Raw genomic sequence first — 26,969 nt, 5'->3', positions numbered from 1 at the left:
AGAAAAGTCGGTTGTGCGGCAGCCCAAAACCGCTATTTTCGCCGAACCTTCGCGAACCCTCGTGTTTCGCGGGCCACGTGCCCTGACCCAAGCTAGTGAGATAAAGACCGCGTGATCAGGATTTCCATCGATGCCATGGGTGGCGATCACGGGCCAAACGTGGTCATCCCGGCACTCATGACGGTCGCTGTTAGGCGTCCCGACATTCGCTTCATCATCTATGGTCGCGAAGAGGTGGTGCGCCCCGAGCTCGCCAAATTCCCCAAACTGGCCGAGGTCAGCGAGTTCCACCATTGCGAGATCGCGGTCAGGATGGACGACAAGCCGAGCCAGGCGCTGCGCCATGGCCGCTGGAAGTCGTCGATGTGGAAGGCGGTCGAAGCGGTCAAATCAGGCACCGCGCAGGCCTGTATTTCGGCTGGCAACACCGGCGCGCTGATGGCGATGTCGAAATTCTGCCTGCGCACCATGGCCACCATCGACCGCCCGGCGATCGCGGCGATCTGGCCGACAATGCGTGGCGAGAGCGTTGTGCTGGACGTCGGCGCCACGATCGGCGCCGATGCGCATCAGCTGATCGATTTTGCCATTCTCGGCACCGGCATGGCGCGTTCGGTGTTCGGCATCGATCGCCCGAAAGTCGGCCTGCTCAATGTCGGCGTCGAGGAGATCAAGGGCCAGGAAGAGGTCAAGGAAGCCGGGCGCATGCTGCGCGAGGCCAATATGGCTTCGATGAATTACCACGGCTTCGTCGAAGGTGACGACATCGGCAAGGGCACGGTCGATGTGGTCGTCACCGAAGGATTTGCCGGCAACATCGCGCTCAAGACGGCGGAAGGCACGGTGCGCCAGATCTCAGGCTATCTGCGCGCCGCGATGAGCCGCACGCTGATGGCCAGGATCGGCTATGTCTTCGCCAAGGGCGCCTTTGACCGCCTGCGCCAAAAGCTCGATCCGGGCCGCTCCAATGGCGGTGTCTTCCTGGGTCTGAACGGCATCGTGGTGAAAAGCCATGGCGGCGCCGATTCTGACGGTTTTGCGGCAGCGATCGAGCTTGGCTACGATATGGTGCGCAACAATCTGATCGACCGCATCGAGGCCGATCTCGATCTGTTCCATGCGCGCAATCCGCATGCCCAGGCAAACAGGAAAGCCGACGCCGTCGTCGACGCAAAGGAATAGGAAAGAACCTTGATCAGATCAGTCGTGCGCGGCACCGGTGCCGCGCTGCCCCGCCGCATCATGAAGAATGCCGATTTCGAAGGCATGGTCGAGACCTCCGACGAGTGGATCGCCCAGCGCACCGGCATCCGCCAGCGCCATATCGCGGCCGATGACGAGACGACCGCGTCGCTGGGCGAGGCCGCCGCGCGCGCCGCCCTAGACAGCGCCGGGCTGACGCCGGCCGACATTGATATCATCGTGCTTGCGACCTCGACGCCCAACAACACATTTCCGGCGACCGCAGTCGACATCCAGAACCTGCTCGGCATGCATCACGGCTTTGCCTTCGACATGCAGGCGGTGTGCTCGGGCTTCGTCTATGCGGTTACCACCGCCGACCTCTACATCAGAGGCGGTCTGGCGAAGCGCGTGCTGGTGATCGGCGCCGAGACGTTTTCGCGCATCCTCGACTGGAGCGACCGCTCGACCTGCGTCTTGTTCGGCGACGGCGCCGGTGCGCTGGTGCTGGAAGCGGATGAAGGCACCGGCGGCATTTCCGACCGTGGCGTGCTGGCGATGAGCCTGCGCTCCGACGGCGCCCACAAGGACAAGCTTTTCGTCGATGGCGGCCCCTCGACCACCGGCACGGTCGGCCATCTCAGGATGGAAGGCCGCGAAGTATTCAAGCATGCCGTCGGCATGATCACCGACGTCATCGAGGCGACGTTTTCGCAGGCTGGCATCACAGCCGACGACCTCGACTGGTTCGTGCCGCATCAGGCCAATAAACGCATTATTGACGCTTCGGCCAAGAAGCTCGGGATTGCCGAACAAAAGGTGGTGGTCACCGTCGATTTGCACGGTAACACCTCGGCTGCTTCCGTGCCGCTGGCGCTTTCGGTGGCGGTCGCCGACGGCCGTATCAAGAAGGGCGACCTCGTGCTCCTGGAAGCGATGGGCGGCGGCTTCACCTGGGGCGCGGTTCTCGTTCGCTGGTAAGTGCCGAACGGTCCGGTTCGGTCCTTGACCTTGACGGATCAATTACTTAGGCTCTGCCTTTGCTTGTACAGATTTATGTTTTTAGAGCTGATGGGACGGTCGCATGGGGGGAAAGACACTTACGCGCGCCGACCTTGCCGAAGCTGTTTACCGGAAGGTCGGCCTGTCGCGCACTGAATCGGCAGAACTCGTCGAAGCGGTACTGGACGAAATCTGCGAAGCCATCGTGCGCGGCGAGACGGTGAAGCTGTCATCCTTCGCCACCTTCCATGTCCGTTCCAAGAACGAACGCATCGGCCGCAATCCCAAGACCGGCGAGGAAGTGCCGATCCTGCCGCGCCGGGTGATGACCTTCAAGTCGTCGAATGTGCTCAAGAGCCGCATCTTGCGCTCGCATCAGAACAGCAAGGCCAAGGGCGGCAAATAAGCCTTCTGCCGAAACCTTCGGTTGAAAACGGCCGTCGGTTTGACGCCGGGCTTGAATGTTGTTTCATAAACCGCTGAAATAATACCCGATTCGGCAGACTAGGCTGGATCGCCGTCCAGCGTGAGGATTTCGCCCATGGACAAGAGCCCCGACGCTTTCCGCACCATCAGCGAGGTTGCGGAGGATCTCGATCTGCCGCAGCACGTGCTGCGCTTCTGGGAAACCCGTTTCAACCAGATCAAGCCGATGAAGCGCGGCGGCGGCCGCCGCTACTACCGGCCGCAGGATGTCGAACTGATCAAGGGCATTCGCCACATGCTCTACGACCAGGGCTATACGATCAAGGGCGTGCAGAAACTTCTGCGCGAGAACGGCAACCACTTCCTGGTTGCCATCGGCAATGGCGACATGGCAGCCGTCGAGGCGATCTCGCAGCGCAAGCAGGCCGATCAGGTGCCTCTGACGCCGGCCGCCCAGCCGCGCGGCATGGATGACGAGATGCTGGTCGGCCAGCCCAAGGTAAAGCCCAGCCGCCGCTTTTTCGGCCTGGGCAAGACCGAGGAGGAAGGTCCGGTGCAGCCCGGCGCATCGAAACTGTCACGCGACAACCGCGCCTTGCTGCAGGAGGCGCTGTTCGACCTCCTCGAATGCAAGCGCCTGCTCGATCAAGTGCGCTAAGCCTCCAGGCAATTGCCAGAGGCAGGCAAAATCGGAACCGGCTCTGCGGCCATGCGTTTGGCCTTCTCTGAAAAGAAGGAAAACAATCATGGTATCGCTTTCGACCCTCTCCGATCTCGATCTCGAAAAGCAGGTCGCGACCCTTTCCAAGGAGCTTGCCGCTTTGCGCAAAGCCGTGGCCAAACGCGGCGGCGGTTACTACGACGATGGGCGCGATGCCGCTGCGGATTACTATGGGCAGCTTGCCGATCGCATCAGCGACGCGCTGCCTGCAATCAGGAAGCGGGGCAGGGCGATCGAAAGGACGGCGCGCGACCATCCGGCAACGGCGGCTGCTGTGGGCCTGGTGGTGGTCGGTCTCGTCGCCAGCCTGTTGCTCAGCCGGCGCTAGACGTCGCACGAGAGAAAATGGCGGCCGTCTCTCGGACGGCCGCCATTTCCTTGATCTACGCCCGATTACTTGGCGAGCTTGATCTTGCCCTGCGGCGAAACCTGCGCGGTCTGGCTGCACTTGCCATAGACCGTGCCATTCTTGTCGGTGGCGTCGGTATAGGTGCCCTTGCACTCGATGGAGAGCACCAGGCAATGGCCGGAGCCCTTGCAAACTGCGCCGCCGTCGCCGGTGGGATGTGTGCCGTTGGCGAAAGCCGAGGTCGAAACCGAGGCTGAACCGAAGGCCGAGACGACGAAAGCCGCGGCGAGCATGATGCGCTTGAAGTTGGTCATTTGAGCATTTCCTTCTCTGGATGGGATCGCCGTCATGGCGTCCTTCTGGTTGGGGATCGCCTTCCTGGCGTCCATGCCGGGTTAGTGCGGCCTCCAGAACAAAGGTTCATGCGTGGTTCGAATTTTCTTCGCGTCGTTTCGCGGCGTCGATTTTTAGCCCCGCCAACAGCCGGCGCTGGTGGGAACGGCCGGCATCGATCATGCATTTGGCGCGAAGCGCGCTGGCATAGACACGCGCCAGGCCGCTGTGCCGCGGCTGCAGATAATGCGACCGATCGAGCCGCCAGAGCCGCTCGATTTCGCCGGCGAACGCGGGATTGGTGACGGTGCCATAGCCGGCGCCGGGTTAGACGACGATCTCGCCGGCGTAGAGACGATGGTCTGTCAGGTGGCGGCAGCAGTCATTGTCGCCATCTTGGCGCCGCGCTTTCTGCCCCACCCCGCTGCGGCTATAACGCCAACCCAAAGATACCGGCGGAGGAGGCGGGGCGTGGTCGCAAATTACATCGACGAGTTCATCATGTTCTGCGTTGGGCTGTGGGTGACAGGCGTTGGCTTTGGACTGCTCCAAAGTCCTTTTCAGGCTCGGTCAAGTCAGCAGCCGTGGTTGGTGCAGGTCGCGAAGCATTTCAAATGGATGGGACCGCTCTTGATTTTGATCGCGATAGTGCTCGCGGTCGCAGCGCCATCCTAGCGGGTTCCGGCAACACTGAGACACCCGCGGTGTCCTGCAGGTCGCAACCGCTGTGCTGCCTCGGCCTTGCGCCTGGTACGTTCGTTGGGCTGCGCTGTGGTTGCTCGCCTTCTGGCGCATGGGCGCCATCGAATCCTGCCTTCACCTTGCCACACCCCGCATGGGAAAAACCAATGGGAAGGCGGCCTTGGCGAGGACTCCAGGGCCAGCCTTCCCATCGGGCAAGTCAGCCGGCTCAGGCCTTCTTGGCTTCCACCATCTTGTGGTGATGGTGGTGGTGATGATGATGGCGGTGATGCTTCTTGTGGTGCTTGTGGTGATGATGACGATGGTGATGATGCTTCTTCGCCATCGGAGCTGCGTCCGCGCTGCTGGCGCCGATGATCGGCAGCGAGACAGCAAGGGCGAAAGCCAGCCCGAGAGCCGACAGGAGGGACTTCTTCATGACTTCGTTTCCTTTTCTGCGCGGGCTGAATTTGACCGCCACCGAGCAAGGTCGGTGACGTGAACCCCGCAGCCATGACTATCGCCTCCGAATTTTTCGACAGTTTTTCCGGACTGTAGAATTTTGTTTCTGGATTGTGTCTGGCGTCTGCGCAGGCGCAGGAACCTCCTTCACATCGGCGGAACGATGCCATTGTTGCCGACCACGACCCGGCCCGCGGTCAGCCTGCCGTCGCTGCCACGCTCGGCGTTGACGAACACCACAGCACCGGGCTGAAGGTCGGCCGGCGTCGCTGGGGCGAAGGTCACCACCGGTGTCGCCTGCGGGATCGCGATCTGCTTTTTCTGGCCATTGTCGTAGGTCAGCGTCACCGTGCGGCCCGCAATCTCGGTGACGTCGGCAACCGTGCCGTTCGTCATCCGGCTGTTGGGCTCGAGATCCCACGGACGGTCGCCTTCGCCGGTGCCTTTGAGCGCAGCCGGGAAGATCACCACTTCCAGCGCGCCGCTGCCGCCATCGGCCTTTGAAACCGAGGCAATTCCGAGGAAATCGCCGTGCTTGATATCCCCGGCGTCCGCTTTGGCGACGCCGGAAATCTTCCAGCTTGCAGCCAGCGCGATGGCGTCGGTGGCGCCTTCGCGGGTCTTCACCGTCAGCGTCGATCCGGCAAAGGCGGTCACAGTGCCGCGAATGCGCACGGCGTCGGCGGCTTGCGCCTCGACCAGGCTGGCGCCGGCGAGGCCTGAGATCGTTGCGAGCAGGATGGCTGATGTCTTCAATGTCATGGGATCTGATCCTCTTGGGGAAAGCTGGCCCGATGCGACTGCCAGCAACATCAGGCTAACGCGCGAACGGGCCGAAACCGCTGAATATTTCGGCGTGCAGTCCTTCAAAAGAACTTGATTGGGAGATCGGGGCGGAGACCCCATATGTGCCGGGCGCCAGCGGTGTTGACGCCGGTTCACGATGCCGTGACGGTCGGTTTGGGTCTTGGCAAATCACCGTCGAACGGGCATTGTCCCGGCTCTCAGGCAACACCCTACCATTTTGATCCAAAACTCTTTAGCCCCATGGAGTTGCCAATGCCCCAAAATGCAAAGCACGAACCCTTTTCCAGGCTGGCGGCCGATGTTGCGCTTGAGCATCCCGGCCTCAAAGCCATCCGGGAAACAAAGGGATACAGTATTGAAGAGCTTTCCCTGACCTGCGGTCTGTCGACCAGCGAGATTGCCGACATAGAAAGTGGCAAGGACATCGATCCGTCGAAACTTCGCCGGATCGCCGCAGCATTGCAATTGCCCGAAACGGCCTTGATCGATGCCCCAGCGCCGACAGCGCCTGTGGAAAATCGGTCCGTTTCATAAACAGCGACGCCAAGGCGTCTCTCGACACAAGCTCGCCATGGTTTGCCCTGGCGAGCTTTTTCATGTTCGAGTGGTTTGGTAGGTGATTGGCCGCCGGATCGAATGGAGGAGAGACACCGGAATGAGCCTTGAATCCGTGCGTGCCTTTTTGGCTGCCCATGCGCCCGACGTCGACGTTTTAGTCACCGAAGCCAGTTCGGCGACCGTGGCGCTGGCAGCGGCGGCGCATGGCGTGGAACCGGCGCAGATCGCCAAGACCATCTGCCTGCGCGTCGGCGAGCAGACAATGCTGATCGTGGCCGGCGGCTTGTCGAGGCTCGACAACCGCAAATTCAAGGACCGCTTCGGCGGCAAGCCGCGCATGCTTGACGCCGACGAGGTTGTCGCCGCCACAAGCCACCCCGTCGGCGGCGTCTGTCCGTTCGGCCTGCCGGCGCCGCTACCGGTCTATTGCGACGTCTCGCTCCGTGCCTTCGATGAGGTGGTGCCCGCAGCCGGCGCCACCAACGCCGCCGTGCGGCTCAACCCCCAGCGCATGGCAGAGATCGTCAACGCCCAATGGGTCGATGTGTGCCAGTAGCGAATCGTCGGCTGGCAGAAGATTGGCCGACTCACTATACGTGACGGAATGAACGACGTTTTTGGCCACATCGCCTATGGTGAGAACGAGCCTTGCCATCGCGGCGCGATACCGGTTGCAAGGACTGCTCGCTACCGTCTGTGGCGAACCCCTGCAGATCTTTGGTACCAGAGGCAGAGGTGGCCACTGTGACCGGCTGGCTACGGCTGAAAAACCCGTTTCGATCCAAGCTGCCATCAAGCGTGACCGTCGGACGTCACACCTATGGGGTGAGCCGGAAGAAGGTGCTTGGAGCGTCTGACGCCACTCCGTTGACCCTTGGGGCGTTCTGTTCGGTCGCCGGCAACGTCAGCTTTGAATGTTCCGGGGGAAGCCACGTGCCTTGGGCTGCAACCACTTTTCCGATCCACAGCCGCATGATGGACTCGACCGATCCCAATGCGCATGGCGGCAAACCCGTCGGCATTACCATCGCCAACGATGTCTGGATCGGCCGCGAGGCACTGATCATGCCAGGCGTCCACATCGCCGATGGCGCTATTGTTGCGGCCGGCGCCATTGTCACCAAGGATGTGCCGCCATACGCGATCGTCGGAGGGGTCCCGGCCAGGCTTATCCGCTATCGGTTTTCGCAGGACGTCATTACGAAATTGCTGGCGATCCGGTGGTGGGAGTGGAGCGACGAGAAGATCAAGCAGGAGGCTGCTTTTCTCACGGGGCCCATCGAGCCTTTCCTGGAGCGACACGCAGCGTGACCTCCTAAGAAACGAACCTTGTTCGCGACTGGCTGCAATGCGGCTGAGAAATCACGTGGCCACTTTGGGGGAAGCAGCTAACCGCCTTTGTTGTTTGGTCGGAGTGGCCGGATTCGAACCGACGACCCCTTGACCCCCAGTCAAGTGCGCTACCGGGCTGCGCTACACTCCGGACCGCGCAAAGCCATATATTTTCAAGGGTTATGGTGCAAGCGCTAAAACGGCGCGTTGGACCGGAAAAGTCGCCAGGCATCCAGCCTTGTCGGCGCAACGCCAAGACGGTATGGCTCGCCCAATACCGATAAGAAGGATTGCGCGTGGCAAGTTCCTGTTTTTTTCTAGCGGCTGACGCCAACTATTTCCCGTATGCATGCTTGGCGGCCCGCAGAATTCTGGACGTTTCGGGAGACGCAACGCCAGGCTACATCCTGCATGTCGGCGCACGTGATTCCGATATGCGTGTTGCTGACCGCCTGCTGAAGAACCGCCTTCGTATAATGGACGTATCGGCGTTGTTTGCGCAGGCCGGTCATACCTTCCGGCCAAGCAATGTCGGCACTTTTGTTCGGCTTTTCGCCGACCAGCTGCCTCAGTTCGCGGACTATGACCGCATCGCCCATGTCGATTGCGATGTTCTCTTCAATCGGGATATCGGCGACCTGGTGGGCCAGACTTTGCATGCCCCGCTGTTGGCCGCCCATGACGATTATATGTATTTCCGCCCGGGCTACCGGCAGAAGTTGTCGATGCAGCCGGGAGCGCCTTACTTCAATGCGGGGATCATCGTCTTCAACATGCCGTCGGTGCGTGAACAGGGCCTCTTGCACCGCGCCAGGGACGTGGCCATCGCCGGGCAGATGAACGATCAGAACGCGCTGAACATCGTCTTCGAGGGCAAGTGGCAGACGATGCATCCGAACTGGAATTTGATGTCCAACGATACGAAGGAGTTTCGGTTCGCCCAAGCCTATGCGCGGCATTTCGCCGGCGGCAAGCCGTGGGGGAGCCAGGTCGACGTGGAGCCAGAGGCGCTTGCCGTCTGGCGCGGTCTGGCAAGGGATACGCCGTGGGTCCAGCCCTTCACGCAGCGCATTCCCTTCGAGCGCGGCGTCATGAGGCGGTTCGCCCGAAGGTTTGACGGCATCATGGGGATGTTGCCGAACAAGGACCGATATCGGCGGCGGGCCCGCTACGATGGCAGCAAGGTCCATAAGATTTATGCCGAGCATGCTGATGCTGGGGCGATGGCTGTGCAGTTTCCAGAAAGACTCGGCGGATTCGACTGAGAGCTGTAACGAACATTGACGGCTAGGGAATCAGGCTATGTCACAGAAATCGTGTTTCTTTTTCGCCGCCGACCAGAAATTCTTCCCCTTTGCCTGTCTGGCGGCACGCCGCGTTCTGGATGTCTCCGCCCCCGTCGACGGCTTTATTCTGCACACCGGTACTATTCCCGCCGAAGACCGATCTGTCGGCGAGCGCTTGCTCGGCGGGAGGATCGGCATCATCGACGTAACGAAATTCATGGAAGCGACGAACTTCAATCGTGGAACGCATCCCACCCTTGCAACTTACATCAGGCTGTTCGCCGACCAATTGCCTGAATTCGAGCCATATGACCGCATCGCCTATTCCGATGCCGATGTGCTTTTCAACAGATCGATAGCCGACCTCTGCAACGTCCCGCTCAACGCTCCGCTGCTGGCCTCACACGACGAGCAGACCTATTTCGACGCAAAGTATCGACAGCATCTGCACATGCAGCCCGGGGCGCCGAAGTTCAATGCCGGCGTTCTGGTGTTCAACATGCCGCTGGTCAGGCAAGAGAGGCTTCTGGAGGGTACCCGTCAGTTGGCGTCCGAGCAGGTCTATGGCATGGATCAAGGTGCGTTGAACCTGGCTTTCGAGGGCAGGTGGCAGACGATGCATCCATTCTGGAACGTGATGACCAACTACACCAGCCAGATCCCTTTCAGCAGGTGCTACGCCCGCCACTTCGCATGGGGCAAGCCTTGGGATCGTCCACCGATTGGTGTCGAGGTCGACGCCATGGCGATCTATCGCGATCTGGCGAAAGACACGCCCTGGGCCGGGCGCTTCAGTCGCAGCTGGCCGATCAAGCGAGGCATCATGAAGAACCTCGGACGCAAGTTCGACGCCATCAGCGGCATTTTGCTGAACGACGAGAAGCGCAAACGCAGGGCGCGATTCAACGCCGAAAAGGTCAGCGCCGTCTTTGCCGGCCACGCCGACAATTCGATGCTTGCCGTGCAATACCCCGAGCGGGTTGCCGGCATCGCGAGATAGGCGAAATCTCTGCAACCCATCGGCAGAGCGGAGTCATCCGAACTCGGCGGCTTTCCCTTCGGTTCGGATTGCCGCCTCCGCCCTCAATCCCCGCTGATGCCTGTATTCCAGCGCGATCGCGCCCCAGATCAGGCCGAGCAGCAGGTAGACATGGCGCCAGTGGTCGATGTCGATGAAGGTGCCGAGCCCGATATTGCCGATGAAAGCGACGTAGGCGCAGAGCAGATAGGGTTGCCACGGCCGGTCGCGCAAAAGGATGCGGAAGCCGGCGGCGATCGTCCACAGCGTCAGCGACAGGAACGAGATGAAGCCGAGCCAGCCATAGTCCATCAGCGTCTTCAGCCAGATGTCGTGCGTGTCTTCGCCGAAGATGGTGCCGAACACCAGCGGACCGATGCCGAGCGGATGCTCGAGCGCCATCTGGAAGCCGATCGTATAGCGTGCGAAACGGCCAAGACGCGCCGTGTCATAGCTCTGTTCCAACTGGGCGCGGCTGGAAAACATCTCGCTGACGCCCGGCAACTGCAGGATGACGACCATCGCGACAACCAGCAGCGTGACGGCGGCAATGGTCATGATGACGACGCGCAACCGGAACTTGCCGCTGTTGCTCTGCAGGAACAGGGCACCGGTGAGCAGGATCGCCGACACGGCGAACATGCCCCAGGCGCCGCGCGAGAAGGAAAAGAAGATGCCGGCGGTAATGATCAGCAGCGGCACCGTCAGCAGCGGCATGCGCGCGATCGACCCGGTCAGAAGCAGATAGAGCAGATAGATGCCGGGCAGCACCAGGAACGGCCCGAACACGTTCGGATCCTGGAAGGCGCCCTGGGCGCGGTCGTATCTGGTGAAGATGTCGGCGCCCGGAAAAGCGTGAAAATAGCCGGCAATGCCAAGCAGCGCCGTCACCACCGCCGAGAAGACATAGGCGATGAAGATGAGCCGGTAGAGGCTGGGTTGCACCGCCGTCACCGACGAGAAGAACACTGCGGTGAAGGCGAGGAACAGCGACACGGCGAGATAGAGCGGTGTATTGGCGAGATCGGCCATCTGCGTCATCGCAATCATGCCGCCGATGTTCATCGTGATCAGCAGCACCAGCAGCGGCGCGGCAGCGCGCGATATGCGCAGGCCAAACAGCGCCCACACCCCGATCAGCCCGACCATGAAGAGATCGTAAGGCGCCGGCTCGTCGATGACGAAGCCCGAGAGGAAGACGCCAAAAAACACCGCGCCCGAGGATATCAGTGCGATCAGCTTGGCGTTGACCGCCCACGGCGGCAACGTGTTGACCGCCGAAGGCGGCAACGTGTTGACCGCAGCCTGCGGCACCTCATGGGAAATCGCGCTCAATAGGCGTTTTCCGTATTGAGCAGCCGCAGCGGCGTCAGGAACAGGATGCGCAAATCGAATAGCATCGACCAGTTTTCGATGTAATAGAGGTCGTACTCCGTGCGCATGCGGATCTTCTCATTGGTATCCATCTCGCCGCGCCAGCCATTGATCTGCGCCCAGCCGGTGACGCCGGGCTTGACCTTGTGGCGGGCGAAATAGCCGTCCACCACCTCATTGTAGAGAAGGTTGTGCGACTGCGCGGCGATCGCGTGCGGGCGCGGACCGACCAGAGACAGCGAGCCGAACAGCGAGTTGAAAAACTGCGGCAGTTCGTCGATCGAGCTCTTGCGGATGAAGCGGCCGACGCGGGTGACACGTGGATCGTTCTTGGTCACCGTCTGCTTGGCGCTCGGGTCCGAGCGGTCGGTGTACATGGAGCGGAATTTATAGACTTCGACAATCTCGTTGTTGAAGCCGTGCCGCTTCTGCTTGAACAGCACAGGCCCCTTGCTGTCGAGCTTGATGGCGATGGCTGTCGCCAGCATCACCGGTGAAAACAGGATGATGCCGATCAGCGAGAAGACGATGTCGAAAGCGCGCTTGGCGACCGAATCCCAGTCGTTGATCGGCCTGTCGAAGATGTCGAGCATCGGCACCGAGCCGATGTAGGAATAGGCGCGCGGACGAAACTGCAGTGCATTCGAATGCGCTGAGAGCCGGATGTCGACCGGCAGCACCCAGAGCTTCTTGAGCAGCTGCAGAACGCGCGTTTCAGCAGTCAGCGGCAATGAGACGATCAGCATGTCGATGCGTGCGATACGGGCGAATTCCATCAGCTCCGAAATGGTGCCGAGCTTGGGATAGCCGGCCACGATCGGCGGCGAGCGCTTGTCGCCACGGTCATCGAAGATGCCGCAGATGCGGATGTCGTTGTAGGGCTGTTTTTCGACCGAGCGGATCAGCATTTCGGCCGCCTTGCCGCCGCCGACGATGACGGCGCGGCGTTCCATGCGGCCGTCGCGCGCCCAGCTTCGGATCAGCATCGACATCACCAGCCTGAGCCCAAACAGCAGAAGCAGGCCGACAACGAACCATGTACCGAACAGCAGGCGCGAATAGTCCTCCGACATCTTCATGATGAAGGCCGTCAGCGCCATCAGCGCGAACGTGCCTGCCCATACCATCAGCACGCGGCCGAAACTGGAGACCGGCCGCATCAGGGCCGAGATCTGGTAGCAATCGGAGACGTCGAGCAGCATCACGGCCAGGAACGAGGCCGCGGCGATGGTCACCGGATATTGCCAGGCGAGGTAGTTGAAGAAGCCGACAAAATAGATGTAGAGCGCAAGCCCCGACAGGAACAGCAAGGCGAATTCGACGATGCGCAGCACGCCGCTGACCATGACCGGGGACATCGTATCGCGGCGGTATTGCGAGGCGACCTGGCGGGCAACACTGTTCATGCCGCCGGGCGTGGGGCTCTCGGCAGGACCGTCGAATTTGCGCACCGCATCGGCCGAAAAGCGGCGCGTGGGGTCGGTCTCGTTCATCGCGTTTCCCACAAGCTTCCGCCATGACCATAGCGGAATACAGCTAAAAAAATCTTGAGACAACTTGTGGTTTTGGTAGGTAGTCTATTTGCTGAGCGCGGCGAAATAGGCCTTTTCGATGTCGGCAGCCATCACATCGGCGCCGAATCGCGCCTTGAGGGTGGCGGTATCGGGCATGGCGCGCCGATAGGCGTCGAGATCGCGTAGCGCCGCGCCCATCTTGTCGCCGAGTTGGCGGGCGTCAGGACGGATCAGGGCAGGGGATTCCTCGCCGAAGATTTCGGGTATGCCGCCGACGGCGGTGGCGATCATCGGCCTGCCGGCGGCCAGTGTCTCCAGCACGATATAGGGCATGGCTTCCGCGCGCGACGGCACGACCACCAGGTCGGCCAGTGCAAAGGCGTCCCTGGCTGGCATTGGTGGCAGAAAGCGGACCTGTTTTTCGAGCCCCAGCCGTTTCGCTTGCGTGTGGTAGCGCGGCAGGTCGTCGCCGTCGCCGACCATGACTGCGGTCAAGCGACGCTCGATCTGCGTGCCGGCCAGCGCAAGCGCGTCGATGAAGATATCCGGGCCTTTGAGGTCGCGCATCATGCCGATGTAGAGCAGGTCGGCCGCGTCGGGCAGTGTAATCACCGGCTCGAACTCGGCGGCGCGCAGGCCGTTATAGACCAGCGTGTTGGGGATCGGCGGCTCACCGACCTTCCTGCGATAGGTGCGCCGCTCATATTCGGAGACAAACAGCAGGCAGTCGGTGAAGCGCGCCATGAAGCGCTCCAGTGCGAAGAACAGCTTCCCGGTGGTCGTCGTTTCGTCATAGTGGAGGGAGCCACCATGCGGCGAATAAAGGCGGGCTACGCGAGACCTTGATACCCGCAACAATGAGCCGAACAGACGGGCATAGGCGCCACCTTTGGCGCCGTGCCCATGCAACACGTCCGGCCGCAATTCCTTGATGATTCGATAGGTACGCCAGGCGGAGGCGAGGTCGCCCGGCCCGACATGGCGCTGCATTGGCGTGCGATGGATACCCAGCGCCAGGCTGTCCTTCATCTGGTCGAACAGGCGTTCCTCGTATTCGCCGCCTGTGGTCGAATCGCAGACGATGCCGACGACGTGCCCGGCGGCGAGTTGTGCCTCCGTCAGGTCGCGCACATGCCGGAAGATCCCGCCGACGGGTGAGCGAAAGCAGTGGACGATCCTGAGCTGGTCCGCCACGTTGATGTCAGAACAGGCGTTCGCGAACGTAAACGGTATCGCCAGGCAGCAAGGGGTCGGAGGTGACCACCCTGCCGGTCATCACCTTGCCGTTGATGTCGCGGGTGATGTCGACGCTTTCCTGGTTGGCGCGTGGCGAGAAGCCGCCGGCAATCGCGATCGCCTTCTGCACGGTCAGGCCCGGCACATAGGAATACTGGCCGGCCGCGCCCACTTCGCCCATGACGAAGATCGGCCGGTAGCGGTCGATCTCGACCGACACGTCGGGGTCGCGCAGATAGCCCTGCCGCAGTTTGTCGGCGATCTCTTTTTCCAGCTGCTGGGCAGTGTGGCCACGTGCCGGCACGGCGCCGACCAGCGGGAAGGACATGTAGCCGGACTGGTCGACGCTGTAGGTGTTGGTCAGCCCGTCTTGCTCGAACACGGTGACGCGGACACGGTCGCCGGCGCCGAGCCGGTAGGGCTGGTCGAGCACTTCATGGAAAGCCGCCGGCGTCGGCCGGTAGCTGGAGCAGCCGGCGAGCATCGACACGGCCAGCAGAGCGCGAAACAGACCAGCAGCGCTTTTCATGATCGGACACACACCTTCGTCGCTGTGGCCGCCATGACGCGGCGGCAAACCTTAAGGATATGGGTTCGTTATCATCCTGTTAGGGTTAATGGCCGGTAAAGGGACGCGGCCGATTTGGCGGCAATCGACAAAAGCCGAGTAGTTTCACGGCCTTTGTTTGCCTGATGTCAGCAAACCCTAACGGGTGCTTACCGCCATCTTAACGCCTGAGTTACCATAGTTGTTTACGGTACTCTTAGACTCATGTTCCGGAGCAGGAATGCATGTCCGTTCAGTCCGCGGCCGCAGATGTCGATGTCGACCTGAGACAGCTCTTCGCCAGTTTGGCGAGGAACTGGCTGCGCATTCTTGTGGTCACGCTCATCGTCACCGGTCTCGCCTTCGCCTTCGCCTGGCTTGCCACGCCGCACTACAAGGCGACGACGCAGCTGAAAATCCAGTTGAACGAATCGGCCTATACGCGGCCTGCCGGAACCAATGAAGACGACAAACCTGTGCTCGACGCGGAAGGCGTGGCAACAGAGGTTCAAGTCATTTCCTCGTCCGACATTCTCAATAAGGTGGCTGAAGATCTGAATCTGGGCGACAAGCCGGAGTTCAACGATGCGCTCGGCATGTCGCCGGTAAGCCGGCTTCTGGTCATTGTCGGGCTGAAGAGCGACCCGCAAGAGATTCCACTCGAAGAGCGCGTGCTGATGAAGATGCGCGACAAGCTCAACGTCTATGGCGTGGAAAAGACGCGTGCCATCGCCGTCGAATTTTCCTCGGAAGATCCCAAGCTTGCCGCCGACATTCCGAATGCCATTGCCGCCCGCTACCTGGCCTACCAGGCAGATGCGAAGACCAAGTCGAACGCCGCCGCGACCGCCTTCCTGGGACCGGAGATAGAGGATCTGCAGAAGCAGGTGAGGGATGCCGAGGCCAAGGTCGCGGCCTTCCGTTCCGCCCAGTCGGACCTGTTGATGGGCGGCAACAATTCGGTGCTGGCGACACAGCAATTGTCCGAACTGTCGACCGAACTGTCGCGTGTGCGCGCTAACCGCGCTTCGGCCGAAGCTACTGCCGAAAGGGTGCGTCAAGCCTTGCAGACTGGCGGCTCGCTGGACGCTGTACCGGAAGTTCTGTCTTCCGATCTGATTCAGCGGCTGCGCGAGCGTCAGATCGAGCTCAGAACCAACATCGCCGATCTTTCCACAACCTTGCTCGACAATCACCCGCGTCTGCGGGCGCTGAGGTCGCAGCTAGCCGATCTCGACGGTCAGATCCGCATCGAGGCGCAAAAGATCATGCGCGGGTTGCTGACGCAGGCGCAGACCGCCCAGGCCCGCGAAAACCAGCTTATGTCGGACGTCAACAAGCTTAAGGCGGCGTCCTCGCGCGCCGGCGAGGAGCAGGTCCAGCTGGATGCGCTGCAGCGTGAGGCGAACGTCCGGCGCCAGCAGCTTGAATCCTATATGACAAGTTTCCGCGAAGTGTCCTCGCGCAAGAATTATCTGCCGGTCGATGCCAGCGTGTTTTCCGCGGCGCGCGTGCCGTCCGAACCCTATTTCCCCAAACTCGTCCCGATCGTCGGCGCCGCCTTCGTCGGCTCGCTGCTGCTGATGTCGATCATCACGCTTCTGCAGGAGCTGTTTTCGGGCCGCGCCATGCGTCCGGCCCCCGGCGCCCGCTTGGAGCGTATCGAACAGGTCGCGATGCCCGCCGCGTCGATGCCGGCTGTTGAGCCGGCGGCGGTTGCGGTCGAAGAGGCGGAAGATCGGCCGGCGGACATGGAAGCCGAACTGCAGCCGAAGGCGGTTCCCGAGTCGGCCCCCACAGCGCTGGAAGAAGCAGCGGTCGCTGACGCGGAACCCGAACCGGTACGCTCCAGCCTCGGCGAGATCGATGTCGAGAAAGCGGCGGAAAAGCTGATCGCCAGCGGCGCTGCGCGCGCCATCTTCGTGTCGCCTGAAGGCGACGAGGCCGCGGCCTCGGCCGTGCTGGTGGCGCGCGAGGTCTCCGACGCCGGCCTGCGCGTGCTGCTGCTCGACCTGACTGCATCGGGCGCCGCCTCGCGACCGATGCTGGACAGCGGGCTGTTCCCCGGCATCACCAATCTGCTGGCTTCGGAAGCGCAGTTCAGCGACGTCATCCACGCCGACCTCTATTCCGACTGCCATGTCATTCCCGTTGGCACCGCCGATCCGGTTCGTGCCATGCGCGCCGCCGACCGGCTGCCGATCATCATGCAGTCGCTGACCACCGCCTATGATCTGGTCATTGTCGAATGCGGACCGGCCGATGCGCACGGCATCGGCCGACTCGTCGGCGACAGCACCGAGGTCTTCCTCTCCATGCTGCAAGCGGACGATGAGGTGGCGCAGGCCGCCGTCAAGTTGATCGAAAGCGGCTATCCCGACCTCACTCTGGTGACGCCGGTAGGCCATGAGACGCCGGGAAACCCCGTGCCGGGACGACGTAGCGCCGCCTGAGACATCAGACACTTCTACTTAGGCGGCGCCCACCAGTTTCTTGCAGAGTCGATCGACCATCGCGTGTCGGTTCACAAAACCGAGCTCTCAGCCGCACGTCTTGAAGAAACGCAAACGCCTGGCCAAGTCTGTCAGGCTGCGCCGATCTACCCCAACTCCAGGGTCGTCACACCAAATATTCGGCGCGGGTGGACCTTCGGAGGCGGGCCTTTGTACATGCGGGTGGTGGTGAAGGTCGGCCTAAAACCAATCGCTGCAAGCGCCGTAGTGAAATCGATATTGTCGGCGGGAACGTCGATATGCAGATCGCCGCCTTCGCAGGCACCAGCCAGGCCGTGCAGGAGTTGCATCGCGGTCTCGGTATCGTCGGCAAACAGCGGGCCGATCTTGTAACCCGAACGGCAGGGACGAGCCACGGCGTAACCTGTGGTGCCGAGTGAACTGATCGCGGCGAACCCGCGATGCGGTGGTTGCGCCCAACGGTGTAGGAAGGCTCGCCGAGGTGCGGGAAAACAGCGGGCGTCATAGGCGATGATGTCGGGCAAGAGCTGCGTGGTTATCATTCGCACCCCTTCGCTTCGGACGGGCGGGGTCGCGGTACGGCCGCTGAAGCGGATGGTTTCGTAAGCTGGCCTGAATCCCCTACGCCGGTAGTTGGCCAACTGCGCCGCGACGCCGTCGAGCCCGACTGTTCGGCCGGCCAGCCTAGCCATGCCGGCGCTCCAGACCGCTTTGCCGTGGCCTTGGCCGCGCATGTCTGGTCGGCAGATGTAGAGACCGATGAAACCGAAATTGCCGCCGTAGGCGACAGCCGAGATGGCGGCGATCATCTCGTTGCCGACAAAGGCGCCGATGAAGCCTTCAGGGTCGGTCGGCTGAAATGCGGCGGCATCGTCAAGGCCAGGGTTCCACCCTTCAGCTGCCGCCCAGTCGATGAGAACGGCCAGTTCTTGTCGTGACAGCGCACGGATGGTCGGCTTCATGGCTCACTCTGCGGCGATAGTCCCGGGCGAGAAGGATTTCAGCATGCCGCGATAGGACTTGGCCAGCGGGCTTGCATAGGCACCGCGCTTTGAGGTTGACAGCCCCAATGCGATCAGCGCCTCGGCCTGCTTGACCGCCGCGCCGACGCCGTCGATGACCGGCAGGTTGAACTCCTCCTGCAACTGGTGGGCGAGGTCGGCCATGCCGGCGCAGCCCAGCACGATGGCCTCCGCACGGTCCTCCTCGATGGCACGGGCAATCTCGCCGCGCAGTTTCTCGACGGCGCCCGACGCCGGATCCTCAAGGGCAAGGACCGCAATGTCGGCGGCGCGCACGCGGGCGCGCCCGGCCATGCCGTAGCGCTGCACCAGCCCCTCGACAGGGACGCGCGAGCGTTCGGTCGTCGTTACGACTGTGAAGCGCTGGGCAATGTACGAGGCGACGCTGAGTGCGGCCTCACAGATGCCGATGACCGGAATGGAGGCCATGGCGCGTGCGGCGTCCAGGCCGGTATCGTCGAAGCAGGCGATGATGGCGGCCTGCGCCCCGGCACGTTCGCCGGCGGCGATCTCCAGCAAAAGGCCGGGCACGGCCAATGCTTCGTCATAGTAGCCCTCGATCGAGGCCGGACCCATTGAGGAGGTGACCGCGATCACCTCTGTCCAGGCGCCGGCTACGCCGCGCGCGGCCGCCGCGATCGTCTCGGTCATGCTCGCCGTCGTGTTGGGGTTCACCACCAGTATCTGCACAATCAAGCCCTGGCCCGCCTGCGGCCGACATAAACGATGGCTCCCAGTGTGGCCAGGATCACCAGGAAGGAGAACACGGTGGTCACCGTGCCCAGTGCGTAGAGCACCGGCGTCGTGACATTGGTGGTCATGCCGTAGATCTCGAGCGGTAGCGTGTTGAAGGTGCCCGACGTCATCAGCGTGCGGGCGAACTCGTCATAGGACAGCGTGAAGCCGAACAGGCCGACGCCAATCAGGCTCGGCGCGATCATTGGCAGCACGACATGGGCGAAGGTCTGCCAGGAGTTGGCGCCCAGGTCACGCGCGGCTTCCTCATAGGCCGGCGAGAAGCGGTTGAAGACGGCGAACATGATGAGCACGCCGAAGGGCAAGGTCCAGGTGAGGTGCGCGCCGAAGGCTGACGTGTACCAGGCCGGGCGGAAGCCGACCTGCTGGAAGACGACGCCGATGCCCAATGAAATGATGATCGAGGGTACGACGAGGCTGGCGACCGCCAGGTAGAACAGCGCGGTGGCGCCACGAAATTTTTGCCGGAAAGCGAGCCCTGCCAGCAGCGACACGACGACGGTGACGATCATCACCATCAGGCCGAGCACCAGCGAGCGCTTGAAGCTGCCGCCGAAATCGCCGACCGCCTGGCGCTCGAACAGATTGGCGAACCAGTGCAGCGACACGCCATTGAGCGGGAAGGTGAGGCCGCCGGTCTCGCCTTGGAAAGAAAGGATCAGGATCGCCGATAGCGGGCCATAGAGGAACAGGACGAACAGAGCGAAGAAGGCGGCAAGCGCATAGAATTCGAGGGTGCGTTTTTCGTGGCTCACCTCAAAGCTCCTTGCGGATGTCGACGATGCGCAGGACGCCGGCGACCATCAACAGCACCAGCACCAGGAGCACGACCGCGTTGGCGGCGGCTGCGGGATACTGCAGCAGCGACATCTGGTTCTTCATCATCAGTGCGACCGATGCGCTCTGGCCGCCCGACATCACCTGCACGGTGGAGAAATCGGCCATCACCAGCGTGACGACGAAGATCGTGCCGATCGCCATGCCGGGCTTGGCCAGCGGGATGACGACGTTCCACAGCACCTGCCAGCCGGACGCGCCGGCATCGCGCGCCGCCTCGAACAGCGAGCGGTCGATGCGCATCAACGTATTGAAGATCGGCGTCACCATGAAGAGCGTGTAGAGATGCACCATGGCCAGCACCACCGCGAATTCGGAATAGAGCAGCCACTCGATCGGCTTCGGCACCAGCCCCATGTGCACCAGCGTCGAATTGATCAGCCCGTTGCGGCCAAGCACCGGGATCCACGAGATCATGCGGATGATGTTGGAGGTCAGGAACGGCACCGTGCAGACCAGGAACAGCACCATTTGCATGGCCGTGGTGCGGATGTGGAAGGCAAGGAAATAGGCGACCCAGAAGCCTATGAACAAGGTCAGCGCCCAGACGATGGCAGCGAACTTGATGGTGTTGAGATAGGTTTTCCACGTCACCCAGGAGCCAAGCACGTCGGAATAGTTCGTCGTCAGGAGATCCGGATACATGGCGGCGAAGTCGTAATCCCAGAAGGACACGACGGCGATCATGATGATAGGCAGCAGCAGGAACGCACCGAGGATGAGTGCCAGCGGCGCTGACTGCAAATAGGGCGCGACGGCACCGAGCGAGAAGCGGCGGCGCTTGCTGGGACTGGCGGCGGCGATGGCGGGGCGTTCGAGCGCGACTGTCATCCATGCTCTCGGGTTTGGCGGTGCGGCCTGAACCGCGTTCCCTTCTCCCGGGAGGGAGAAGGGGTAGAGGAGGGACGCTGCTTGTTCCCTTACGCCGCGATAAACTCGTTCCAGCGCTTCACCATGTAGCGGTCCTCGTCCATGACCGAGTTCCAGCAGGCGACCTTGCCCATACGCTCTTCGAACGAGCCGCCGTCGCGCACGGCGCCGGCCTTTTCCATGACGGTGCCATCCGGTGCCTTGATCTCGCCCTTGGCGGGCTTGCCTTCGATCCAGTAGCCCCATTCGTCCTCGGACATGAACTTCTTGGCCGAGACCATATTGGCCGAGTAGTAGCCCTGGCGATTGAGATAGCCGCCGACCCAGCCCGACGTGTACCAGTTGATGTATTCGTAGGCCGCGTCGAGCTCGGCGCCCTTGAGATGCGCGGCAAGGCCAAGGCCGCCGCCCCATGAGCGGTAGCCTTCCTTGAGCGGCTGGAAGCGGCAGGCGATGCCCTTGGAGCGCACGGCAGCGACCGCCGGTGACCACATGGACTGGATGACCACTTCGCCCGATGCCATCAGGTTGACACTCTCGTCGAATGACTTCCAGAAGGCACGGAACTGGCCGGCCTGCTTGGCTTTGATCAGGAAGTCGATGGTCTTGTCGATTTCATCCTTGGTCATGTTGCCCTTGTCGGCATATTTGATGTTGCCGGTGGCCTCCATGATCATGGCCGCATCCATGATGCCGATGGATGGGATGTTGAGAATCGCGGTCTTGCCCTTGAAGGCCGGGTCCATGATGTCGGCCCAGGTGGTGATGTCGCGGCCGACGAGGTCGGGCCGGATGCCCAGCGTATCGGCGTTGTAGATGGTCGGCACCATAGTGAACCAGTTGGTCGGCGCCTTGGCGAAGGTCTTTGAATCCTGTGCCTCGACATAGCCGACGGTGTGCGGGGCGGTGCCCTGGGCGATGACGCTATCCGGAGTGAGCTTGCCGGTTTTGAACAGCGGCACCAGCTCGTCGTAATATTTCAACTTGCTGACATCCATCGGCTGAAGCACGCCGCTCGGGAACACCTTCTTGCAGATCCAGTATTCGATGTCGGCAATGTCGTAGCTGTCGGGCTGGGTCACCGCGCGCTGAGCTGCGGCATCGGAATCAGTCGCCGTCATTTCCAGCGTGATGCCGAGGTCGGCCTTGCACTTGTCGGCAATGGCATTCAGGTTCGACACGCCGGTGCCGAACTGGCGCAGCGTGATGTTGGACTGCGCCCAGATGGTCGGGAAGCCGGTGATGGCGCCGGAACCGGCGGCGAAGCCGACGGCGGCAGCACCCGTCTTGAGCAGCGAGCGGCGCGAAATTCCCGTTTTTGTTTCAGTTGTCTTTGTCATGTTCATTCCCCTGTCTTGTTTTGGTTTGGTGCGTCACTGAGTGTTGAATGAAGGCGGTCATCAATTGAGACGGCCAAGAACGACCGCGTCCTGCCGGTCCCAGGCGAGCGGCACGGCATCGCCGACGGCGACCGGCTTTGCGAAGAAATCAGAATCGTCGACGATCACCGTGAAGTCGTCGATGCCGGCGCCGTTGACCGACAGCTTTACGGAATGGCCGCGATACTCGATGTTTGAGACGATGCCAGTGAAGCCGAGGCCGGGTGAGGGCGCTTCACCGATGCGCACATGGTCGGTGCGGATGGCGATGTCGATAGGTGCGCCCGCATCCTGGCCCTGGCCGCTTGCGGCAAGGGAGCCGCCGCCATTGACGTCGAAGACCACCATGCCGTCGCGTGCGCCGGTGACGCGGCCCGAGATGACGTTATGGTCGCCCATGAAGCGGGCGACAAAGGCCGTGGCCGGCCGCTCGAACACGTCACGCGGAGGCGCCGCCTGTTCGATGCGGCCATCGTTCATAACCACGATCAGGTCGGCCAGGGCCATGGCCTCCTCCTGACTGTGGGTGACGTGGACGAATGTGATGCCTAGCGAGGTCTGCAGTTTCTTCAGCTCGGCGCGCATGCGGATCTTCAGGAACGGATCGAGCGCCGACAACGGCTCGTCGAGCAGAAGCGCCTCGGGGTCGGTGATCAGCGCGCGCGCCAGCGCGACGCGCTGCTGCTGGCCGCCGGAAAGCTGCGCCGGCTTGCGCGTCGCATAGGCCTCCATCTGCATCAGCTTGAGCATGTCGAGGGCCTTGGCGCGGCGCTGTTCCTTGTCGATGCCCTTCATCTTCAGGCTGAAGGCGACATTGTCGATGAGGTCGAGATGCGGGAACAAGGCGTAGGACTGGAACATCATCGCGGTGCCGCGCTTGGCCGGCGGCAGGTCGGTGACGACGGTGTTGCCGAGCCGCACATCCCCCGACGAGATGCTTTCGTGCCCGGCTATCATGCGCAGTGTCGAGGTCTTGCCGCAGCCGGAGGGCCCGAGCAGGCAGCAATAGGTGCCTGCCGGTATCTTCAGGCTGACGTCTTCGACGGCGGTCGTTGTTCCATAGACTTTCGAAACGGACACGATGTCGATTTCGGCGGCTTTGGACATCAGGCTTCCCCGGTTGGCTCGCATTAGCCAAGCATCATGCGTGCCAATCTCCGGCCGCGGGGCCAAGCACTTGAATTGTCGGAAAAATCTGGAATCGGAGGCGGTGCCGCTCGAAATGGCATGCTTGTGCGTTGCACAAATTATGGGCTATTGTGCGCGAAATGCACAAAAATCGTATGCAATCCTTTTTGGCTTCGTATTCACTTTTGCTCTCGTGCGCGGAGCGGGAGTCGGGTTAGAAGGAAGCGGGAACACGGGCCATCATGAACATTGCCGATCATATCCATGCCGCCGACAGCGCCAATCAGGATCGCGCCCAGGCGATCCGCGACAACCTGCGCGACGCCATTGTCGACCGGCGGCTGACGCCGGGCACCAAATTGTCGGAAGGCGAGGTCGGCACATTGTTTGAGGTGTCACGCACCGTGGCGCGGGCGGCCCTGCAAATGCTGTCGTTCGAAGGGCTGGTGCGCACCGAGCGTAATCGCGGCGCCTTCGTCGCCAACCCTTCGCCGGAGGAAGCGCGCCAGGTGTTCGCCTCGCGTCGGCTGATCGAGCCGGGCATCGCGATCGCTGCTTGCGGGCGCGTAACCGCGGCCAACCTCGCTGCGTTCAGGGCACAACTCGATGAGGAAGGTCGCTTCATCGCCGAACGCGGCCCGACCGCTCGGCGCTCGGAAATCAAGGCATCGGGCGATTTCCACCTGCTGCTCGCCTCCGTCGCTGGCAATACCATCCTGCAGCGTTTCATGGAGGAACTGGTGGCGCGTTCGTCGCTGGTCATCGCCCTTTACGGACGGTCTGGCGTTTCGGCCTGTGGGCACAGCGAGCACACGGAAATTGTCGGCGCGCTGGAGAGCGGCGATTGCGGATTGGTGAGCCGACTGATGCTGCACCATATCGACCACATAGAAGCGGATCTCGACCTGCGAGTCAGAGCCGGTCCAGCGCTCCGCGAAGCTCTCAATTTTTGACGCTAGTTTTCGTCGTCGGCAGCGGCGGGCACTGCCTGTCCAGCAGCCTTGCGGCGCAGCAACTTGGTCAGCTTCCAGACCGTCGGGTTGTTCTTGATGTAGGCTTTGGCCCGCGCCCCCTGTCGCAGTGCCACCGCGAGGGCGCGGCCCTGCAGTGTTAGGGGAACCAGCACCTCGAAATGCTGGGTCTCGATATCGCACCAGAGCCGCTTGTAGGGTTCGTCGCCGACCGAGAAGTCATAGACTTCGAAACCTCTATCGCAGGCTTCCTGGATGTTGTCGAAGAACAGGAAGTCGCCGGGGCTGCTGTGGCCGAGATCATCCTCGGCGATGGCGCCGAATTCGCAGATCAGCCGTTTGCCCGAACGGCTCGAGCCGGTGATGGCGCGCAGCTTGCCGGCGACCTCAAGCCCATGCAGCACGAAGGCCGGTTTTTCCTCGCCCAGCGCGCCGGCGAACAGAGTGCGGAAGAAGGCACGCACCTCCGGCTCGCCGAAGACATTGGCGATGCCCATCTTGGCGAAGCGGAACTCCTTCATCTCGAAGAAGGCGTCGAGCAGCCTGTTCACCTCTTCCGGTGTCCGCGCTTCGATGCGGCGATGACTGCCGACGGCCTCGAACTTGCGCGTCTGCGAACGGTGCTTCTTGCGCTTGCGCTTGCCGCTCGCGCGCGACAGGAGCGCATCGAAACCGCCATCGAGGTTGACGGCGAGCGAGAGATTGGGGCTCGGAAAATGAGCGAGTGCCGCCAGCGGATTGGGAATCCCGTCGAGGTCGGGCAGCAGCCTTTCCAGCGCAACAAGGTCGATATCGGGACGCGCCTTGGCGATTGCCATCAAAAGGGTGCGGACGGCCGAGGCATCGGCCTTTGCCAGCCATGCTTTATCAGCGGCGGCGAAATTGCCGTTGGCATGGCGCCCACCCATGAAGCGGGCGACGCGGAATGGACCGGATGGCGTGATTTCTAGTGCCAGCGAGAAGACCGGCCTGTCCTTGATTTTCAGCGTTGCGACGATGGCGTCGGGATTGGCTTGCGCTGTCCATGCACAGGCCCAGGCAGCGCTCTGCGCCGGCGCGAACAGCGCCGAACGGCAGAAGTCGGCGTAGGCGGCCAGCGCCGCGGCGTCGGCGATCGACACCGACAGGCTGGTCTGGTCAGAAGCCGTCGCGCGCGCAGACGCCTTGCTTGCGGCGAGCCGATTGCCGTCAAATGACGCGGTGGCGTCAACCATACCTCAATCCTTAAGGCGTATTCGTCGCGATCAGGGAGTTCGCGTCGGCGCGTTCCGTGCTTGGATTGAGCCTAGGCGCAAAAGGTGAATGAATGATCGACGGCGGTGAGGCAGTTCGGAAACTGGCGCTTAACATCGCCCGCTTTACCGGCCTTGCACCGCTGGCCAAACCGTTCGTCGGCGGCATCGGCGCCATCCTTATGCTGCACCGGGTCACCGCCACGCCGGAGAAGCCCGACGGTGTCAACCGCCACCTCAACATTGCCCCGCGATTCCTCGACGCCTTGGTCGGCGACATGAAGGCGAAGGGCTATGCCTTCGTCACGCTGGACGAGGCGATCGAGCGCATCAAGGCCGGCGGCAAGGATGGCCAGTTCGCCACCATCACCGCCGACGACGCCTATCGCGACAACATGACCGAAGCGCTGCCGGTGCTGGAAAAGCACGACGCGCCGATCACCATCTATGTCGCGCCGGGCTTGATCGACGGCAGCGCCGACCTGTGGTGGGACGTCGTCGAGGATATCGTCAACGCGCGCGACCGGCTGACGCTGGCGACGCCGAAGGGGCCGGTTTCGATCGACTGCTCGACCCACGGCAAGAAGCTCCAGGCCAATGCGCGCTTGCACGCTTACCTGACGCTTGAGGTGCGCGAGGAGGATCAGCGCGCCGTGCTGCGCAACCTCGCGCGCTCGAATGGCGTCGAACTCGATGGCCTGCGCTCAAGCACGCTGATGACCTGGGACGACATACGCGCCATGGCCGGGCACAGGCTGGTGACCATCGGCGCGCATACGGTCAACCATCGCAATCTGAAGCGGTTGGATGAAGCCGATGCGCGCCACGAGATCGGCGACGTCAGGCGCCAGCTGCAGGCGCAGCTTGGCGAAGAGCCGCGCCATCTCGCTTATCCCTATGGCTATGCCAGCGCTGTCGGCTGCCGCGAAGTGGGCTTCGCCCGCGACGCCGGCTACGCCTCGGCGGTGACCACCCGACATGGCGTGCTGCATGCCGAGCATGCCGGCTTCCTGCACGCGCTGCCGCGCATTTCGGTCAATGGCCGCTACCAGAGCGTCGCCCATATCCGCACCATGCTGTCGGGCGTGACGACGCCGCTGGCCAATGCCGGCAAGATGGTGGTGACCATCTGAGATGGTGGTGACGATCTAGGCTTTGCCGATATTCAGGTGAGGCCGACCTGCAAACGGTTGCCTCAGCGCTTCACCGGCGGCTCCAGGATCAGCCATTTGATGATGCCCATTGCCGGCAGCACCCAGAACAGGCCGCTGAACAGGAAGAACAGGAAGTGCACCAGCGGGCCAGACTCTGACAGCTGCGCCACCGCTATGATCGACGCGACCAGCGCATAGATGATGACCAGCGCGACCAGCAGGAAGGTTCCGATCAGCTTTTTCAGGCGGATGGGCATGAGGCGTTCTCGTTGACCGCTTTCGCTTAGGCCCAAGCAGGCGCCCGCGCAACCCGCCAGT

The 26,969-nt window shown here is 62.2% G+C and carries 29 protein-coding genes and 1 tRNA gene; 14 read left to right on the top strand and 16 right to left on the bottom strand.

Translation table 11 applies throughout. The features are described from left to right. Window positions 1-111 precede the first annotated feature (111 nt). From plsX to ACWTU9_RS10125, 5 genes are all read left to right on the top strand, one after another. Window positions 112-1,182, top strand: a complete 1,071-nt coding sequence (gene plsX, locus ACWTU9_RS10145) for a phosphate acyltransferase PlsX (protein ID WP_455858161.1) — start codon at window positions 112-114, stop codon at window positions 1,180-1,182. Window positions 1,183-1,191: 9 nt separating this feature from the next. Beyond that, on the top strand, window positions 1,192-2,163 hold the full coding sequence (locus ACWTU9_RS10140) for a beta-ketoacyl-ACP synthase III (protein WP_455858160.1): 972 nt from the start codon (window positions 1,192-1,194) through the stop codon (window positions 2,161-2,163). A 103-nt stretch (window positions 2,164-2,266) separates the two neighbouring features. Next, the gene (locus tag ACWTU9_RS10135) at window positions 2,267-2,590 is read left to right on the top strand and encodes an integration host factor subunit alpha (RefSeq protein ID WP_006201891.1); all 324 of its coding nucleotides are present in this window, start codon (window positions 2,267-2,269) and stop codon (window positions 2,588-2,590) included. A gap of 135 nt (window positions 2,591-2,725) precedes the next feature. Then, complete coding sequence (locus tag ACWTU9_RS10130) at window positions 2,726-3,268, top strand: MerR family transcriptional regulator (protein WP_142868005.1); 543 nt, start codon at window positions 2,726-2,728, stop codon at window positions 3,266-3,268. 88 nt (window positions 3,269-3,356) lie between these two features. Next, on the top strand, window positions 3,357-3,659 hold the full coding sequence (locus ACWTU9_RS10125) for a hypothetical protein (protein WP_455858159.1): 303 nt from the start codon (window positions 3,357-3,359) through the stop codon (window positions 3,657-3,659). A 65-nt stretch (window positions 3,660-3,724) separates the two neighbouring features. Here the strand turns inward: ACWTU9_RS10125 and ACWTU9_RS10120 are convergent, their stop codons facing one another. Then, the gene (locus ACWTU9_RS10120; RefSeq protein ID WP_455858158.1) at window positions 3,725-3,994 is read right to left on the bottom strand and encodes a hypothetical protein; all 270 of its coding nucleotides are present in this window, start codon (window positions 3,992-3,994) and stop codon (window positions 3,725-3,727) included. A 490-nt stretch (window positions 3,995-4,484) separates the two neighbouring features. Here ACWTU9_RS10120 and ACWTU9_RS10115 point away from each other — a divergent pair, with 490 nt between their 5' ends. After that, window positions 4,485-4,688, top strand: a complete 204-nt coding sequence (locus ACWTU9_RS10115; protein WP_455858279.1) for a hypothetical protein — start codon at window positions 4,485-4,487, stop codon at window positions 4,686-4,688. Between the two features lie 235 nt (window positions 4,689-4,923). On the opposite strand, the gene ACWTU9_RS10110 is transcribed toward ACWTU9_RS10115, so the two are convergent. Beyond that, the gene (locus tag ACWTU9_RS10110; RefSeq protein WP_454587265.1) at window positions 4,924-5,133 is read right to left on the bottom strand and encodes a hypothetical protein; all 210 of its coding nucleotides are present in this window, start codon (window positions 5,131-5,133) and stop codon (window positions 4,924-4,926) included. Between the two features lie 170 nt (window positions 5,134-5,303). Further along, window positions 5,304-5,918 (bottom strand): hypothetical protein, encoded by a 615-nt coding sequence (locus ACWTU9_RS10105; RefSeq protein WP_455858157.1) that lies wholly within the window; start codon window positions 5,916-5,918, stop codon window positions 5,304-5,306. Between the two features lie 144 nt (window positions 5,919-6,062). On the opposite strand from ACWTU9_RS10105, the gene ACWTU9_RS10100 reads away from it, so the two are divergent. The 3 genes from ACWTU9_RS10100 to ACWTU9_RS10090 all read left to right on the top strand — a co-directional run bounded on the left by ACWTU9_RS10100 (window position 6,063) and on the right by ACWTU9_RS10090 (window position 7,832). After that, window positions 6,063-6,497, top strand: coding sequence for a helix-turn-helix domain-containing protein (locus ACWTU9_RS10100; RefSeq protein ID WP_455858156.1), 435 nt, complete (start codon window positions 6,063-6,065; stop codon window positions 6,495-6,497). Between the two features lie 121 nt (window positions 6,498-6,618). Continuing rightward, complete coding sequence (locus ACWTU9_RS10095) at window positions 6,619-7,077, top strand: YbaK/EbsC family protein (protein ID WP_455858155.1); 459 nt, start codon at window positions 6,619-6,621, stop codon at window positions 7,075-7,077. Between the two features lie 377 nt (window positions 7,078-7,454). Beyond that, window positions 7,455-7,832, top strand: coding sequence for a CatB-related O-acetyltransferase (locus ACWTU9_RS10090; protein WP_455858154.1), 378 nt, complete (start codon window positions 7,455-7,457; stop codon window positions 7,830-7,832). Window positions 7,833-7,927: 95 nt separating this feature from the next. Here the strand turns inward: ACWTU9_RS10090 and ACWTU9_RS10085 are convergent. After that, a tRNA-Pro gene (locus ACWTU9_RS10085) sits at window positions 7,928-8,004 on the bottom strand. 145 nt (window positions 8,005-8,149) lie between these two features. Here ACWTU9_RS10085 and ACWTU9_RS10080 point away from each other — a divergent pair. Together ACWTU9_RS10080 and ACWTU9_RS10075 are read left to right on the top strand one after the other, a co-directional pair. Next, on the top strand, window positions 8,150-9,118 hold the full coding sequence (locus ACWTU9_RS10080; RefSeq protein WP_455858153.1) for a glycosyltransferase family 8 protein: 969 nt from the start codon (window positions 8,150-8,152) through the stop codon (window positions 9,116-9,118). A gap of 37 nt (window positions 9,119-9,155) precedes the next feature. Then, on the top strand, window positions 9,156-10,139 hold the full coding sequence (locus ACWTU9_RS10075; protein ID WP_455858152.1) for a glycosyltransferase family 8 protein: 984 nt from the start codon (window positions 9,156-9,158) through the stop codon (window positions 10,137-10,139). A gap of 33 nt (window positions 10,140-10,172) precedes the next feature. Here the strand turns inward: ACWTU9_RS10075 and ACWTU9_RS10070 are convergent, their stop codons facing one another. From ACWTU9_RS10070 to ACWTU9_RS10055, 4 genes are all read right to left on the bottom strand, one after another. Beyond that, the gene (locus ACWTU9_RS10070; RefSeq protein ID WP_455858151.1) at window positions 10,173-11,492 is read right to left on the bottom strand and encodes an O-antigen ligase family protein; all 1,320 of its coding nucleotides are present in this window, start codon (window positions 11,490-11,492) and stop codon (window positions 10,173-10,175) included. After that, window positions 11,489-13,024, bottom strand: coding sequence for an undecaprenyl-phosphate glucose phosphotransferase (locus ACWTU9_RS10065; RefSeq protein ID WP_455858150.1), 1,536 nt, complete (start codon window positions 13,022-13,024; stop codon window positions 11,489-11,491). Before ACWTU9_RS10065 ends, ACWTU9_RS10070 begins: the two co-directional genes overlap by 4 nt. Before the next feature lie 84 nt (window positions 13,025-13,108). Beyond that, window positions 13,109-14,239 (bottom strand): glycosyltransferase, encoded by a 1,131-nt coding sequence (locus ACWTU9_RS10060; RefSeq protein ID WP_455858149.1) that lies wholly within the window; start codon window positions 14,237-14,239, stop codon window positions 13,109-13,111. Between the two features lie 7 nt (window positions 14,240-14,246). After that, window positions 14,247-14,810, bottom strand: a complete 564-nt coding sequence (locus ACWTU9_RS10055; protein WP_112561792.1) for a polysaccharide biosynthesis/export family protein — start codon at window positions 14,808-14,810, stop codon at window positions 14,247-14,249. Window positions 14,811-15,073: 263 nt separating this feature from the next. Between ACWTU9_RS10055 and ACWTU9_RS10050 the strand changes: the two genes are divergently transcribed. Further along, window positions 15,074-17,281, top strand: a complete 2,208-nt coding sequence (locus ACWTU9_RS10050) for a GumC family protein (RefSeq protein ID WP_455858148.1) — start codon at window positions 15,074-15,076, stop codon at window positions 17,279-17,281. A 146-nt stretch (window positions 17,282-17,427) separates the two neighbouring features. Here ACWTU9_RS10050 and ACWTU9_RS10045 read toward each other — a convergent pair whose 3' ends face one another. The 6 genes from ACWTU9_RS10045 to ACWTU9_RS10020 all read right to left on the bottom strand — a co-directional run bounded on the left by ACWTU9_RS10045 (window position 17,428) and on the right by ACWTU9_RS10020 (window position 23,273). Continuing rightward, window positions 17,428-18,264 carry a GNAT family N-acetyltransferase gene (locus tag ACWTU9_RS10045; RefSeq protein ID WP_455858147.1) on the bottom strand — a complete coding sequence of 279 codons (837 nt, stop codon included), beginning with the start codon at window positions 18,262-18,264 and terminating at the stop codon, window positions 17,428-17,430. A gap of 3 nt (window positions 18,265-18,267) precedes the next feature. Next, complete coding sequence (locus ACWTU9_RS10040; protein ID WP_455858278.1) at window positions 18,268-19,014, bottom strand: aspartate/glutamate racemase family protein; 747 nt, start codon at window positions 19,012-19,014, stop codon at window positions 18,268-18,270. A gap of 2 nt (window positions 19,015-19,016) precedes the next feature. Then, on the bottom strand, window positions 19,017-19,835 hold the full coding sequence (locus ACWTU9_RS10035) for an ABC transporter permease (protein WP_455858146.1): 819 nt from the start codon (window positions 19,833-19,835) through the stop codon (window positions 19,017-19,019). Window position 19,836: 1 nt separating this feature from the next. Beyond that, a complete protein-coding gene (locus ACWTU9_RS10030; RefSeq protein ID WP_455858145.1) occupies window positions 19,837-20,748 on the bottom strand; it encodes an ABC transporter permease in 912 nt (303 codons plus the stop codon). An 89-nt stretch (window positions 20,749-20,837) separates the two neighbouring features. Further along, window positions 20,838-22,127: an ABC transporter substrate-binding protein gene (locus ACWTU9_RS10025; protein WP_455858144.1), complete on the bottom strand. Its 1,290-nt coding sequence runs from the start codon at window positions 22,125-22,127 to the stop codon at window positions 20,838-20,840. Between the two features lie 60 nt (window positions 22,128-22,187). Next, a complete protein-coding gene (locus tag ACWTU9_RS10020) occupies window positions 22,188-23,273 on the bottom strand; it encodes an ABC transporter ATP-binding protein (protein WP_455858143.1) in 1,086 nt (361 codons plus the stop codon). A gap of 263 nt (window positions 23,274-23,536) precedes the next feature. Here ACWTU9_RS10020 and ACWTU9_RS10015 point away from each other — a divergent pair, with 263 nt between their 5' ends. Next, window positions 23,537-24,247 (top strand): GntR family transcriptional regulator, encoded by a 711-nt coding sequence (locus ACWTU9_RS10015; RefSeq protein ID WP_455858142.1) that lies wholly within the window; start codon window positions 23,537-23,539, stop codon window positions 24,245-24,247. 2 nt (window positions 24,248-24,249) lie between these two features. Here ACWTU9_RS10015 and ACWTU9_RS10010 read toward each other — a convergent pair whose 3' ends face one another. Continuing rightward, window positions 24,250-25,479: a GNAT family N-acetyltransferase gene (locus ACWTU9_RS10010; RefSeq protein WP_455858141.1), complete on the bottom strand. Its 1,230-nt coding sequence runs from the start codon at window positions 25,477-25,479 to the stop codon at window positions 24,250-24,252. A gap of 92 nt (window positions 25,480-25,571) precedes the next feature. Between ACWTU9_RS10010 and ACWTU9_RS10005 the strand changes: the two genes are divergently transcribed. After that, the gene (locus ACWTU9_RS10005; RefSeq protein WP_455858140.1) at window positions 25,572-26,630 is read left to right on the top strand and encodes a polysaccharide deacetylase family protein; all 1,059 of its coding nucleotides are present in this window, start codon (window positions 25,572-25,574) and stop codon (window positions 26,628-26,630) included. A 62-nt stretch (window positions 26,631-26,692) separates the two neighbouring features. On the opposite strand, the gene ACWTU9_RS10000 is transcribed toward ACWTU9_RS10005, so the two are convergent. Further along, a complete protein-coding gene (locus ACWTU9_RS10000) occupies window positions 26,693-26,908 on the bottom strand; it encodes a DUF2842 domain-containing protein (protein ID WP_454576079.1) in 216 nt (71 codons plus the stop codon). Window positions 26,909-26,969 lie beyond the last annotated feature (61 nt).

The organism is Mesorhizobium sp. 128a (genome assembly GCF_053848025.1).
This window is presented reverse-complemented; position numbering and strand designations above follow the sequence as displayed.